We start from the raw sequence: 13,612 nt of genomic DNA on the forward strand, positions 1-13,612 counted from the left end.
TCGACCGCACTGGTGGAGCGCCGATCCTGGCCGCGATGGCGGCGATGGATCTCGACCTCTATGCGTGCGGGGTCGTTACTCTGACGTGACCGGAAGCTGCCTCGACGAGCCGATGACAGGTCCCTGCCGCCCAACAGACGGTTCCTAGTGCCCAACAGACGGTTCCTAGTGCCCAACAGACGGTTCCTGGTGCCCAACAGACGGGTCAGGGACGCGGGGCGTGACCGCGCAGGACCGGGAGGACCTCGTCGACGAAGAGCGGGGCGAGGTCGTCGCGGCCGTCGTCGGTGACGTCGTGCCAGCGCAGTTCGTCGATCTCGGCGGCGACCGCGATGTGCGACCCGTCCCCGTCGACGGTGCCGCAGTCGAAGACGTCGGCCAGCAGCACCGTGTCGGCCTCGTTCGCCGCGACGGCCTCGATACGACCCCACGACCGCACCGTCGCGGGGTCGAGGTCGATCCCGACCTCCTCGGCGATCTCGCGGACCACCGTGTCCAGCGGCGTCTCCCCGGATTCCGGCTTTCCGCCGGGCATCATGAACCGGCTGGTGCCACGTTTGCGGACCAACAGGACGCGTCCGGTCGCGTCGCGGATGATCGCGGCGCTGACCACGATCGGCTCAGTGGCCACCGGCGAGGCGCTTGTTCACCAGGCGGGTGAGGTAGATCGGCGAGAACCGCGACCCGGCCTGCAGCACACGCGTCTGCGTGCCCACCGTGTAGTGCACCTGGTGGATCACCTTGCTGAACAGGTTCGGCTCGGCCGCCTCGAGGATGCGGTCGGCGACGTCCTGCGGCCCGAGCTTGATGCCGAGGCGATCGGTGGTGCCGGTCTTGATGTTCGCGGTCATCGCGGTCTGCACGTACAGCGGCCAGATGGCGCAGACGCGGATCCCGTACCCGCCCCACTCGATGTCGAGGGCCTCGGTGATCGACCGCACGAAGTGCTTCGTCGAGCTGTAGTTGGCGAGTTCGGCCTGGCCGTAGATCGCCGACGCGGAGGCGAGGTTGATCGCGACCGAGTTCTTGGTCGCCTTGAGATACGGGAAGGCGGCGTGCAGGCCGTTCACGACGCCCTTGCAGTTGATGTCGATCTCCTTGTGGAGGGTCGACACCTTGATCTCCTCGAACTTCCCGGCGATGAGGATCCCGGCGTTGTTCAGCATCACGTCGAGGCGACCACCGGTGGTGTCGGTGAACTCCTTCAGACGCTCGGCGAACTCGTCGGCGTCGGTGACGTCGAGGTGGCCGACGACCGCGGTGGTGCCGAGATCCTCGATCTCGTCCTTCAGCGACTTCAGGCCCACCTCGTCGATGTCGTACCCACCCACGATGTAGCCCTTGCGGGCGAACGAGAGGGCGGTCTTGCGGCCGATCCCCGCCGCCGCACCGGTGATGAACACGCTCTTCCTCGAGGCCATGCGTCGAATTCTCACACGACCGCGTGTCAGATGACAATCGCGACGAGCGGCCCGGGACGCGCTCGACGAGCGCTCCCCGGCACCGACGCCGGAGGGGCCGCACCGCCGTCCGCGTTACGCTGTGCGGCGATGTCCACCACGAACACCACCTCCGCAGCCGGGGACGACCTGCCCGTCGAGTCACGTCGACTCGTCGGCTGGAGCCGCACCACCCCGATCCTGGGTGACGTCCTGTCGACCCCCGACGTCGAGGTGGTCGCCGCGGCGGTCGCCCGCGTCGCCGACGCCGAGGCCGACAAGCCGTCGTACCTGCGCAGGGGCATCATCGCCCGCGGTCTGGGCCGGTCCTACAACGAGTCGGGGCAGAACTCCGGCGGCCTCACCGTCGACATGACGCGCATCCGGCGGATCCACTCCGTCGACGAGGCGACCGGCATCGTCGACGTCGACGCCGGCGTGAGCCTCGACTCGCTGATGCAGGTGGCGCTGCCGTTCGGACTCTGGGTCCCGGTGCTCCCGGGAACCCGCCAGGTGACCATCGGCGGTGCGATCGCCCACGACATCCACGGCAAGAACCACCACAGCCAGGGCAGCTTCGGCAACCACGTCGTCGAGATGACCCTGCTGGTCGCCGACGGCCGGATCCTCACCCTCACCCCCGGCGGCAGTCCCGACGACCCCGACGGCTCCATCTTCTGGGCCACCGTCGCCGGCATCGGCCTGACCGGCATCATCCTGCGCGCGAAGATCCAGATGAAGCGCACCGAGAGCGCCTACTTCATCGCCGACACCGCCCGGACGTCGTCGCTGCAGGAGACGATCGACCTGCACCTCGCCGACGGCTTCGAGGACGGCTACGAATACGCCTCCGGCTGGTTCGACTCGATCAGCGCCCCGCCGAAACTCGGTCGCGGCACGTTCTCGCGGGGCAACCTCGCGCGGGTGGACGAACTGCCCGCCGATCTGCAGAAGGATCCGCTGGCGTTCGACAACAAGCCGCTGGTCCGGTTCCCCGACATCTTCCCGCGTGGCCTGGCCAACAAGGCCAGCTTCGCGCTGGTCGGCGAGGCCTACTACCGCATCGGCCCGCCGAGCGAGGGCAAGGTGAAGAACCTCGCGGGCTTCTACCACATGCTCGACGTGTTCGGTGACTGGAACAACGCCTACGGCCGCGGCGGCGGTTTCTGCCAGTACCAGTTCATCGTGCCCACCGGGAACGAGGCGGAGTTCACCCGCACCATCGAGTTCGTGCAGGCGTCGGGGCACGTCAGCTTCCTCAACGTCATCAAGCTGTTCGGCGAGGGCAATCAGGCGCCGCTGTCGTTCCCGTTCAAGGGCTGGAACGTCTGCCTCGACTTCCCCGTCAAGCGCGGCCTCGCCGAGTTCCTCGACGACCTCGACCGCCGCGTGATGGCGATGGGCGGGCGGCTCTACACGGCGAAGGACTCGCGGACCAGCGCCGCGTCGTTCCACTCGATGTACCCGAGGATCGACGAGTGGATCGCGGTGCGCCGCCGGATCGACCCGGATGGCGTCTTCATGTCAGACATGGCCCGCCGCCTCGAACTCGCCTGAGCCGCATCCAGTTCCACCACCACATCGCCCATCGGGAGAGGACCCCATGATCAACGCCGTCGGCGTCCCGCAATCGCTGCTGCTGCTCGGGGGGTCCTCCGAGATCGGCCTGGCGATCTGCGAGGAGTACCTGCGGAAGGGCCCCATGCACGTCGTGCTGGCCACCGTCCCGGGTGACCCGGCCGGTGACGCCGCGATCGAGAAGATGCGTGCGGCCGGCGCGGCGTCGGTGCGACGCATCGACTTCGACGCCCTCACACCCGACACCCACGCCGCCGTCGTCGACGAGGCCTTCGCCGAGCGGGACATCGACGTCGCCATCGTCGCGTTCGGTGTCCAGGGTGTGGACGAGGAGCTGTGGCAGGACCAGCGCAAGGCCGTCTTCACCGCGCAGATCAACTACACCGCGGCGGTGTCCGTCGGTGTCCTCGTCGGCGAGAAGATGCGCGCACAGCGCCACGGACAGATCATCGCGATGAGTTCGGTCGCCGGTGAGCGTGTCCGCCGCTCGAACTTCGTCTACGGCTCCACCAAGGCCGGCCTCGACGGCTTCTTCCTCGGGCTCGGGGAGGCGTTGCGGGAGTACGGCGTCCGGGTGCTCGTGATCCGGCCCGGCCAGGTCCGTACGCGGCTCTCGGCCCACGTCGAGGAGGCGCCGTTGACGGTGAACAAGGAGGACGTCGCCCAGCTCGCGGTCCGAGCCGCCGACGCGGGCAAGGAGATCGTCTGGGCGCCGCCGCCGTTCCGCTTCATCATGATGGTGCTGCGGCACATCCCGCGGCCGATCTTCCGCCGCCTCCCCATCTGAGGCGCACCGTGACCGTCGCGGACACACGTCGCGCCACCGCCGTGCCGGGTGGGCCGGTGCGCCCGCGCGCCACCCACCTCCGCGGCGCCGCGGCGATCGTCGGTGCTGCGGTCACCGCGGCCGTCGTGGCGTCGGTCGCCCTGCTGGTGATCGGTCAGGTCGAGTGGCCGGCGTTCAACTCCTCCAACGTGACCGGGGCGCTGACGACGCTCGGGCAGACCGTCGCGGTCGTCGTGCTGCTGGTCGCGGCGCTCCTGTCCCGGGCAGGACGTGCCTCCCGCCTGGTGGCGCCGCTGGGATGGGTCGGGATCGCCGGGTTCATGACGGTCACCCTCGCGATGCCGCTGGGCGCGACCAAGCTCTACCTGTTCGGCATCTCGGTGGATCAGCAGTTCCGGACGGAGTACCTGACCCGCCTGACCGACACCCATGGCCTCGCGGACATGACCTACTGGGGCCTCGCGCCGTACTACCCGGCGGGCTGGTTCTGGCTGGGCGGTCGCTACGCGAACGCGGTCGGGCAGCCCGCATGGGAGGCCTTCAAGCCCTGGTCCATCCTCTCGCTCGCGGTCGCCGCCGCGATCGCACTCGCCCTGTGGTCCAGGATGATCCGCACCGATCGCGCCATCGCCGTCACGCTGGCGACGGCCGCGCTCACGATCTACTACGCGGGTCCGGAACCGTACGCCGCGGTGCTGATCCTCGTCGGTGCACCGATGCTGGTCGTCATCCTGCACGCCCTGCGCTCGGGCAGCGTCCCCGCCCTCGTCGCCGGCGGACTGTTCCTCGGCGTGAGCGCCACCTTCTACACGCTGTTCACCGGCCTGTTCGCGCTGACCGCGGTGCTCATGGCCGTGTGGCTGATCGTCGACGCGGTCCGATCCGCCTCCAACGCGGCCGTCCCCCCGGAACAGGTGCGTGGACAACGGTTCCGGGTCATCCGGACGGTCGTGCTGCGGCTCGTCGGGATGGGCGTCCTCTCCGGCCTCGTCGCGCTGTCGGTGTGGGCGCCGTATCTGTGGGCCCGGTTGCGGTCCCGCCCCGCGAGCGGGGGCACCGCCGAGCACTACCTGCCCACGAGCGGGGCGACGCTGCCGGTGCCGATGCTCCACCTGAACCTCATCGGCGTCCTGTGCGCGATCGGCCTGGTCTGGATCGTGGTGCGGATCCGCACCCGCACCGTGGCGCTGGCCCTGGGGATCACGACCATCGCCGTCTACCTGTTCTGCCTCCTGTCGATGGCGATCACCGCGATCGGCACGACCTTGTTGGCGTTCCGGCTCGAACCGCTGCTCGCCGTGGTGCTCGGCGCCGCGGGGGTCTTCGGGGTGGTCGAACTCGCGCGCGTCGCGGTGGACCGCTTCGGCGACATCCGCTTCGGTGTCGTGGTGCTCGCACTGATCGGGGCGATCGCGGTCGCCCAGGGCATCCCGTCGCATCTGTCCGCCGAGATCACCACCGCCTACACCGACACCGACGGCTACGGGGTGCGCGCGGACAAGCGACCGCCGGGCGCGGAGTCGTACTTCCCGAAGATCGACGAGTTGGTCCGCGCGCAGACCGGTCGCCCACGCGACCAGACCGTGGTGCTGACCGCCGACTACGGCTTCCTCTCGATCTACCCCTACTGGGGCTTCCAGGGGCTCACGTCGCACTACGCGAACCCGTTGGCCGAGTTCGACAAACGTGCCGCGGCCATCGAACGGTGGTCGAAGCTCACGACCCCGCAGGAGATGATCGCCGCCCTGGACGCCTCGCCGTGGCGCCCGCCGTCGGTGTTCCTCTTCCGCTACAGCTCCGACGGTTACGCCCTGCGGCTGGCCTCGGACGTCTATCCCAACGACCCGAACGTGAAGCGCTACACCGTCACGTTCGCGGCCGCCGCATTCGCCGACCCCCGGTTCACCGTGACCGAGATCGGCCCGTTCGTCCTGGTGGTGCGACGATGACCGGATCCACGATCGAGACGCTCGACGACGGGAGCGGTGGACACGTCCACTTCGTCCACACCGACCACGTGAACTGGGTTCTCCTGCAGGACGACTCGGGGATCACGATGATCGACGGCGGCTACCCGAAGCAGGCCGGCGCGGTCGAGGACTCGCTGGCACGGGTCGGCGGGAGTGCCGCGGACGTCCGGGCTGCGCTCGTCACCCACGCCCACGTCGACCACATCGGCGGCCTTCGCGTACTCGCGGAGCGTCACGGGTTCCCCGTCTACGCCGACCCCACAGAGGTGCGCCACGTCCGGCGTGAGTACCTCGAGCAGGCGGGACCGATGGACCTCGCACCCCTGCTCTATCGGCCCCGCGTCGCTCGCTGGCTGCTCGAGGTCGGGCAGATGGGTGTCCTCGACCGGGCCGGGATCGATGCGGCGCAACCGTTCCCGACGGCCGGCGCGCTGGACCTCCCGGGCCGCCCGCAGCCGATCGCCTGCCCCGGTCACACCAGCGGCCACAGCGCCTACCTCGTCGGCGGCGGCCACATCCTGGTGTCCGGCGACGCGCTCATCACCGGACACGGGATCAGCGCCGTGCACGGACCGCAGTGTCTGCACAAGGCCTTCCACCACGACATCGCCACCAACCGGGCCTCGGTGCAGGCCCTCGCGGCCCTCGACGTCGACGTCGTCCTCCCCGGCCACGGACCGGCCTTCCACGGCCCGATCTCCGACGCGGTGGACACGGCCCTGCGCTGACGCACGCGGCACTGAGTTGCGGACCGTCTATCCGTGAGGTTGGCTGGTCGCATGCCCGCATCTGCGAGCGACGGCACCATCTGGGTCGTCGATCTGACCTACACCGCGGCGTTGACCGAGGTCGACCGTTGGCGCGACGCCCATCTCGCCGTGCTCGCCGACTTCGCCGGACGGGGGGTGGTCGCGGCGTCGGGGCCGAAGGACCCCCGGACGGGCGGCATCATCGTCACCCACCCGGTCGCCCGCGCCGCGGTCGACGAGCTCATCGCCGCGGACCCGTTCGCCATCAAGAGTGTCGCCGACTACGTCGTCACCGGGCTGCATCCGCCCCCGACGGCCGTCTGATCCGACATCAGGACGAGCAGCTCGGCGAGACCTCGGCGAGGACACCGCGCACCGAGAGTGCGCCCTGCAGGGTGTAGCGGCCGGGCTCGGGGGCGCGGACCGTGACCCAGTCGTCGGGTGTGGAGTCGAGGCACGCCGTGCGCGTGGGATCGGTGTCGCTGCGCGCGACGAGGTATCGGTTGGGCCGGATCTGGATCGGGTGCGTGTCGGTGTCGGGGATGTCGACCACCATCTCCGACGGCGTCTCGGTGATCAGCGTCAGCGGCGCCGGCACCACCGACGCCGCGTTCGCGACCCGGAAGAGCCGCCAGCCGCCGCCGTGCCACGTCTCGGTGAGGTACGGCAGGCCGCCGTCGACCAGTGCGGCCTCCTTCTCGGCCTGTCGGAGTGGCTTGTCGGACACGGCCACCCAGGACACCGCGTTCTCGGTGAGCCACTGTCGGTAGGACCGCGGGGTGAGTGCACCGTCCGTGTAGAAGATCGGGTTGTACCGCGAGTCGCTCTGGTTCTCCCACCCGCGGGCGAGTTTCACGAGCGAACCGAGTTCGTGCGACCCCGCGTGTGTTCCGGCGTCGATCAACTCCACGCGGTGGTTGATCAGCCCGGGCCCGCTCAGCAACGCGAGACGCAGTGGGGTGTAGTCACTCTCGGAGACACCGGAGTCCGCGACGGCCACCTGGTCGGCGACGGCCACGAACCCCGCGTAGGACACCGCGGGGATCAGGGCGACGAGGACGACGATCAGCGAACGTCTCGAGAAGAAGAGCACCATGCACGGCAGCACGAGGCAGAAGAACCGACTGAGGTTGGACCCCACACCGTTCGGGATGGCGAAGATGACGATCGCCACGGCGAGGGCGATCGGTGCGACGTACCGGTGGGGCCGCGCCCACAACGCCACACCGCTGCCGACACCGATGAGGACGACCCAGAACAACGTCGTCCACGGGAAGCCCTGGGCCCCGGGGGCACCGAAGAGGACGAACGGGACCAGGACACCGAGACCGGCTCCGACGAGGAGTGTCCACAGGTCGCGGGATCGGCGGTCGGGGCCGAGGAGGAACCCGACCGCCGCGAGTCCGACGAACGCCGGCGCCAGCGGACTCGCCAGCCCGGAGACGACCAGGAGCGCCGCCGCCAGTGCGCTGCGCCGGTGTCCGGCTGCGAGGACGGCGGCCAGTGCCACCGCGGCACCGACGGCGAACGCCACCCGGCCGGACATCATGTTCAGGATCGCCGCGATGGCGATGGCCCACGTCGTCAGGGTCGGGCGGGCGGCGAGGGGCGCCGACGAGGCACCCGGACGCAGGTGGGCGATCGGGTGGGCGAGCGCCGCGATCGCGAGTGTGGCGATGGCGAGCAGGGCCAACGAGCCGACGAGCGTCGACAGCGCGGGGACGATCAGCGAGTAGCTCCCCGGGCTGACGCCGCCGTACCAGCCGAACCAGTACCCGAGTCCGACGCCCGACCGCGCCGCCTCCTCGCGGGCGATGGCGGCCTGCAGGTCACCGAGTGTGGGTCGCGCGATCACCAGGGCCACGGTCGCCACGACGGCGACGAGGAACGGGAGCGCGACGACCCACGACGGCGTCGTGGCGGTCCGGCCGGGGCGCCCGCCCCGGCCGATCACGGACGCGTGGTCGGCGGTGCGGTCGGGAGGGTCGTCCCCGGACGGGTCGTTCCGTCGTGACGAGTCGACGGGTCCTGCGGGGCGCACGGGTCGAGGGTATCGGTGCCGGTGGCCTCGACGGGTGCGGGTGCGACGGGGATGCCGGCCTCCTCGCGCAGGGCTGCGACGTGGCCGCTGACCCGGGCCGCCCACAGCCGCCGGACCCCGAAGACGATGCCGGCGGCGATGGCGAGGGTGCCGAGCCCGGCGAGGACGTCGAGGATGAAGTGGTTGCCCGACCCCATGACGACGAAGAACGTGCTGAACGGGTAGAGGGCGCCGAGGATCTTGACCCACCGGCGACGGGCGAGGAACACCAGCGTGAGCCCGCACCAGGCGGCCCACGCGCAGTGCAGTGACGGCATCGCGGCGAACTGGTTCGAGATCGCGTCCGACCCGGGAGCTCCGGACTCCGGCCACCACCCCCAGGAGGAGGTCTGGCTCATCACGTCGATGAAGCCCTCGTGATGCAGCAGCCGCGGCGGGGCCGTCGGGTACCAGTAGAAGCCGATCAGGGCGAGCACCGTGGTGATGATCAGCACCGCGCTCACGCGGCGGTAGTAGGCGCCGCGTCGGAAGAACAGCCAGATCAACACCGCGGGCGTGACGATGAAGTGCAGGGACGCGTAGTGCACGGCGACGACGTCGGCCACGACAGTCGTCTTGTGCACCCACTCGTTCAGGGGACGCTCGAGAGCGAAGTGCCAGCGGTCCTCGAAGGCCAGGATCGACCCGGCGTTGCGGTAGGCCGTCGCCGCGACCTCGCCGACGCTGTTCCGGATGAGTGAGTAGACGGCGTAGAGCGTGGCGATGACGGCGATCTCCACCCACCAGCGGGGCCGCGAGAAGTAGGTCAGGACGGCCGAGAGGACCCGGAAGCGACTGCGCGTCAGAGACGCCTCGACGTCGTGCAGCGGATCCTCCACCGGGGCCGTCCCGTCACGCGTGACAGGGTTTTCCGCCGAGGGACGAGAACCCGACATGGCGTCCCTCCCTCGCGACCCGCTGAACATTGCGAGGAATACTAACGGAGGACCACTGGCGTCCCATCCCCCACGCAGAGGGGTACATCGGGTGAACAGGACGCCGGCGGGGACGCGATCACTGGTCAGAACCGGCGCCGACCGGCTCTCGTGTGATCTACGTCACCGGGCGGTGATGCGCTCGGCGAGTGTCCGGATCGCGAAGTCGTAGCCCTGGACGCCGCATCCGGCGATGACCGCGAGCGCGATCGGCGACACGTACGAGTGGTGGCGGAACGGCTCCCGCGCCGCGACGTTCGACAGGTGCACCTCGACGATCGGCACCTCCGGCACGACGAGCGCGTCCGCGAGGGCGACCGAGGTGTGGGTCCATCCGCCGGGGTTCACGACGATCCCCGCGACGGCCCCCCGGGCCTCGTGGATCCAGTCGATCATCTCGCCCTCGTGGTTGGTCTGGCGGGCGACGAGGGCCAGACCGACGTCCCGGGCGGCCCGTTCCGCGACCTCGACGGCGTCGGCGAGGGTCGCGGTCCCGTACACCTCGGGCTGGCGGGTCCCGAGCATGTTCAGGTTCGGCCCGTTCAGCAGCAGGACGGTCTGTGCGGACATGGGACAACTCTAGGACGCGGCCCTCTGGTTACGATCACGTCTTGTGCCTGACGACCGTCCATCTCGACGAGCGACGGGCGACCGGGTGAGGATCGCCAAGGTCGTCGCCGTGATCGCCGGGCTGCTCGGCGTCGTGCTCGCCCTCGCCACCCCCCTGTTGCCGGTCACCCAGACCACCGCACAGATCGACTGGCCCCAGTCGTCGTCCTCCTCGCAGTCCGGCGAGGCGCAGTCCGGGTCCGATCCGGTGCGATCGGTGATCGCACCGCTGGTGAGTTACGTCCCGATCGACATCGAGATGTCGGTGCCGTGTTCGGCTGCCGCACTCCTGGGCGGGCCGGGCCGATCGGTGCTGGTGTCGACGACACCGAAGGACGCCGACAAGGCGGTGGAGCGCGGCCTGTTCGTGCGCCTCTCCGGACGCAGCAGCGATGCCCTCGACACCCGGTCCGTCGAGGTCGTGGTGCGCAACATCCCGCTGGTGAGCGCGACCGTCGCGCAGATGCGGCAGCAGGGGTGTCGGTCCATCGAGGTCCGCGCGGATGCCGACGAGGTGACGGCACAGTTCGTCGGCATGACCGACAGTGACGGACAACCGTTGCAGGGCAGCACATCCGGTGGGGATCAGCGTCCGCAGCTGACGGGCGTGTACACCGATCTCACCGCCCCGCGCGCGCAACTCGACGGCCTCACGGTGCACGCCACCGTCGACTCCCGGTACTCCACCGCCTCGACGGCGATCAAGTGGGCCGCCATCGGGGTGGGCGTGGTGATGACCATCGTGTCGCTCGTCGCCCTCGCGGTGCTCGACGCGACCGACGGCCGCAGGCACCGTCGCGTCTTCCCGGCACGGTGGTGGCGTCTCAACCCGCGTGACGGCGTCGTCATCCTCGGGCTCCTCGTCTGGCACATCATCGGCGCCAACACGTCCGACGACGGTTACCTGCTCACCATGTCGCGGGTCGCCGAGCACGCGCACTACACCGCCAACTACTACCGCTGGTTCGGTGCGCCGGAGGCTCCCTTCGGGTGGTACTACAGCGTCTTCGGCTGGCTCGCGCACATCAGCACCGCCAGTCCGCTGGTACGGCTGCCCGCGTTGCTGTGCGGTATCGCTGTGTGGCTCATCGTGTCCCACGAGATCCTGCCGCGGCTCGGGCGCGCCGCGACCACCACGCGCATCGTGCCGTGGACCGCCGCCGTCGTCTTCCTCGCGTCCTGGTTCCCGTTCGACAACGGGCTGCGCCCCGAGCCGATCATCTGCCTGGGCGCGCTGCTCACCTGGTGTTCGGTCGAGCGAGCCATCGCGACCGGTCGCACCCTGCCCGCCGCGGTCGCGTGCACGCTCGGCGCGTTCAGCCTCGCCGCCGGGCCGACCGGCCTGATGGCGGTCGCCGCCCTCATCGCCGGCGGGCGGCCCATGATCATGTCGATCCTCAAGCGGTCCCGCGTGATCCAGGGCGACGGACGTCGATCGGTCGCGCTGCTGGCCATGGTGGCACCGGTCCTGGCGGCGGGGACGTTCGTGATCTACGTCGTCTTCTCCAACCTCACCCTGACCGCGTTCGTGCAGTCGTCGAAGATGAAGACGGCACTGGGTCCGTCGCTGCACTGGTACAACGAGATCAACCGCTACTCGTCGCTGTTCGCGTTCTCCGCCGACGGCTCGATCGGCCGCCGTTTCGCCGTCCTGACGATGCTCGTGGCGCTCGTCGTGTCCGGCGCGATGTTGTTCCGCAAGAACAGGATCCCGGGCACAGCGATGGGGCCGACCCGCCGGATCGTCGGGATCACCTTCGCGTCGCTGGTGTTCCTCATGTTCACCCCGACGAAGTGGACGCACCACTTCGGGGTGTTCGCCGGACTCACCGCCGCCCTCGCGGCGATCGCGGCGATCGCGGTGACCCGTCGCGCCATGACGTCACGACGCAACCGACTGCTCGTCACGGCACTCGTGCTGTTCGTGACCGGCCTGTCCTTCACCGGACCCAACGCCTACTACTACATCTCCAACTGGGGGATGCCGTACGGATCGCGGCCGGTCACCATCGTGATCGCGCTCGGCAACATCCTGCTCTACCTGAGTTTCGTCGCCCTGGCCGTCGCCGGGTGGCTCCACCTGCGCGCCCCATACCGCACCGCCTCGGCGTCGGACCGGGCACCGGACGCGGCGGCACCGACGGCCCCCCGCCGGCGCACGGTCGTCGGGACGGGCAGCACTGCGGCACGACGCGTCGCCTCTGCCCCGATCCTCGGCATCGCCACTGCCATCGTCGCATTCGAGGTCGTCACCGCGGTGCTGGCCGGCGTCAACCAGAGCGGGTCGTTCTCGGTGCCGTCGTCCAACGTCGACGCACTGCTCGGCAAGCCGTGCGCGATGGCCGACAAGGTCCTCGTCGAACCCGATCCGAGCGCGAACCTGCTCACCCCCGTCGACCCCACCCTGCGCGACCCGCTCGCCGGGTCGGGGACCGTCACCGGCGGCAGCGGTCCGGGCACCGACGAGGACGACGGCTCCGGGAAGCCGAAACCGTCGGTGACGACGAACTTCACACCCAACGGGCTGCCGATGACGTTGGACTCCGAGGCGAGCGCACAGTCGCTCGGCGTGCTCGCGACGAACGTGACCCCGTCGTCGGGTGTGCTCACCAACAGTTCGGGCGGCACCGGTGGCGGAGAGATGGAGAACGCCGGCGTCAACGGCTCGTTCGCGAAACTGCCGTTCGGTCTCGACCCGAGCCGCACGCCGGTGCTCGGCAGCTACAGCCAGAACGACCAGGCACCCGCGTCGCTGACCTCGGCCTGGTACCGGCTGCCGGCGAAGAGCTCCGATCGCCCGTTCATCTCGCTCGCGGCGGCCGGTTCGTTCGACATCACGAAGATGGAACTGCAGTACACGACGGGGACGAGCACGCGCGACGGCGATCTCACCGCCGCCGGCTCGGTCGGGATGATCGATCCCGGGCCCAGCCCGTCGTGGCGCAACCTGCGGATCTATCGCAGTTCCCTGCCGTCCGACGCGACCGCGATCCGCATCGTCGCCGTCGACGACAACCTCGCGACCGACAGCTTCATGGTGTTCACCCCGCCGCGTGCCCCGCGGGTGCAGACGCTGCAGTCCTACGTCGGCAGCCGCGACCCCGTCCAGATCGACTGGACGTCGGGTCTGGCGTTCCCGTGCCAGCGTCCGTTCGACCACCGTGACGGCGTCGCCGAGGTCCCCCGCTGGCGGATCATGCCCGGCGCCGACCTGTCGGCCGCCGTCTCGGCGTGGATGGACGCCTCCGGCGGCGGTCCCCTCGGCTGGATCGAGGTCGCGCTGGAATCGACGACCGTGCCGTCCTACCTGCAGGACGACATCGGACGCGACTGGGGTGCCCTGATCCGCTACACGCCATACGACGATTCGGTCGAACCGGTCCGCCTCGAATTGGGCACCGCGACCCGCAGCGGACTGTGGAGCCCTGCACCGATCCGATACTGAGAAGACCGTCGCCTACCATC

The 13,612-nt window shown here is 69.9% G+C and carries 11 protein-coding genes; 6 read left to right on the forward strand and 5 right to left on the reverse strand.

The annotated features are described in order from the left end of the window. Positions 1 to 205: 205 nt before the first annotated feature. The gene (locus ACXVUM_RS06220) at positions 206 to 631 is read right to left on the reverse strand and encodes an NUDIX hydrolase (protein WP_458520964.1); all 426 of its coding nucleotides are present in this window, start codon (positions 629 to 631) and stop codon (positions 206 to 208) included. Beyond that, positions 621 to 1,421 (reverse strand): SDR family oxidoreductase, encoded by an 801-nt coding sequence (locus tag ACXVUM_RS06225; RefSeq protein WP_458520965.1) that lies wholly within the window; start codon positions 1,419 to 1,421, stop codon positions 621 to 623. Before ACXVUM_RS06225 ends, ACXVUM_RS06220 begins: the two co-directional genes overlap by 11 nt. A 129-nt stretch (positions 1,422 to 1,550) precedes the next feature. Between ACXVUM_RS06225 and ACXVUM_RS06230 the strand changes: the two genes are divergently transcribed. From ACXVUM_RS06230 to ACXVUM_RS06250, 5 genes are read left to right on the forward strand one after another with little or no spacing between them, the layout of a single operon-like run. Further along, entirely contained in the window at positions 1,551 to 2,996 is a 1,446-nt protein-coding gene (locus tag ACXVUM_RS06230) for an FAD-binding protein (RefSeq protein WP_458520966.1), read from the forward strand. Positions 2,997 to 3,042: 46 nt separating this feature from the next. Then, positions 3,043 to 3,804, forward strand: coding sequence for a decaprenylphospho-beta-D-erythro-pentofuranosid-2-ulose 2-reductase (locus ACXVUM_RS06235; RefSeq protein ID WP_458520967.1), 762 nt, complete (start codon positions 3,043 to 3,045; stop codon positions 3,802 to 3,804). A gap of 8 nt (positions 3,805 to 3,812) precedes the next feature. After that, positions 3,813 to 5,753: a galactan 5-O-arabinofuranosyltransferase gene (locus tag ACXVUM_RS06240; protein WP_458520968.1), complete on the forward strand. Its 1,941-nt coding sequence runs from the start codon at positions 3,813 to 3,815 to the stop codon at positions 5,751 to 5,753. Beyond that, on the forward strand, positions 5,750 to 6,502 hold the full coding sequence (locus tag ACXVUM_RS06245; RefSeq protein ID WP_458520969.1) for an MBL fold metallo-hydrolase: 753 nt from the start codon (positions 5,750 to 5,752) through the stop codon (positions 6,500 to 6,502). Before ACXVUM_RS06240 ends, ACXVUM_RS06245 begins: the two co-directional genes overlap by 4 nt. A gap of 51 nt (positions 6,503 to 6,553) precedes the next feature. Then, complete coding sequence (locus ACXVUM_RS06250; protein ID WP_458520970.1) at positions 6,554 to 6,847, forward strand: YciI family protein; 294 nt, start codon at positions 6,554 to 6,556, stop codon at positions 6,845 to 6,847. A gap of 7 nt (positions 6,848 to 6,854) precedes the next feature. Here the strand turns inward: ACXVUM_RS06250 and ACXVUM_RS06255 are convergent, their stop codons facing one another. The 3 genes from ACXVUM_RS06255 to aroQ form a co-directional block, all read right to left on the reverse strand. Further along, positions 6,855 to 8,564 carry a hypothetical protein gene (locus ACXVUM_RS06255; protein ID WP_458520971.1) on the reverse strand — a complete coding sequence of 570 codons (1,710 nt, stop codon included), beginning with the start codon at positions 8,562 to 8,564 and terminating at the stop codon, positions 6,855 to 6,857. Next, entirely contained in the window at positions 8,474 to 9,442 is a 969-nt protein-coding gene (locus tag ACXVUM_RS06260; protein WP_458520972.1) for a phosphatase PAP2 family protein, read from the reverse strand. The genes ACXVUM_RS06255 and ACXVUM_RS06260 overlap by 91 nt, the downstream gene beginning before the upstream one ends. A gap of 219 nt (positions 9,443 to 9,661) precedes the next feature. Then, positions 9,662 to 10,108 (reverse strand): type II 3-dehydroquinate dehydratase, encoded by a 447-nt coding sequence (gene aroQ, locus ACXVUM_RS06265; protein WP_458520973.1) that lies wholly within the window; start codon positions 10,106 to 10,108, stop codon positions 9,662 to 9,664. Positions 10,109 to 10,193: 85 nt separating this feature from the next. On the opposite strand from aroQ, the gene ACXVUM_RS06270 reads away from it, so the two are divergent. Further along, complete coding sequence (locus ACXVUM_RS06270; RefSeq protein WP_458520974.1) at positions 10,194 to 13,592, forward strand: arabinosyltransferase domain-containing protein; 3,399 nt, start codon at positions 10,194 to 10,196, stop codon at positions 13,590 to 13,592. Positions 13,593 to 13,612: the final 20 nt, after the last annotated feature.

The sequence above is a fragment of the Williamsia sp. SKLECPSW1 genome (assembly GCF_054332755.1).